At 67.4% G+C, this 531-nt stretch carries 1 pseudogene; it reads left to right on the top strand.

The annotated features are described in order from the left end of the window. Positions 1–95: 95 nt before the first annotated feature. Positions 96–531, top strand: a pseudogene (locus tag ABD999_RS43805) (2-oxoacid:acceptor oxidoreductase subunit alpha); the annotation flags it as partial.

Raw genomic sequence — 531 nt, 5'->3', positions numbered from 1 at the left:
GGTCGGAGTCGGAGGGAGGACGTGAGGCGTCTCGCCTCGCCACAGACCCATTAAGCCTGCTTATTCAGAGTTGGGAAACCGGCCCTGTCCACCTATCCGGCGAGTCGCCGGTGCCGGTCATCGCGCCGATGTCGCCTTCGGATTGTTTCGACGCGGCGGTGGAAGCGGCTCGTATCGCGGTGGCCTATCGGACGCCGGTGATGTTGTTGTCGGATGGGTATCTGGCCAACGGTTCGGAGCCGTGGCGGCTGCCGGAGGTTGCCGCGCTGCCGGACATCAGTGTGCCGTTCACGACCGAGCCGAACGGCCAGGACGGGGCGTTCCTGCCGTTCCAGCGGGATCCGGAGACACTGGCGCGGCCGTGGGCGATCCCGGGCACGCCGGGGTTGGAGCACCGTATCGGCGGTATCGAGAAGGCCGACGGCACGGGCAACATCTCCTACGATCCGGACAATCATGACCGGATGGTGCGGTTGCGTGCGGCCAAGGTGGCCGGCATCGACGTGCCGGACGTGGCCGTGGACGACCCGG

This window comes from Nonomuraea ferruginea, from assembly GCF_039540635.1.
GTDB classification, from domain to species: domain Bacteria; phylum Actinomycetota; class Actinomycetes; order Streptosporangiales; family Streptosporangiaceae; genus Nonomuraea; species Nonomuraea ferruginea.
Note: the sequence above shows the minus strand (reverse complement) of the source record. Positions and strands in the feature narration are given on the sequence as shown.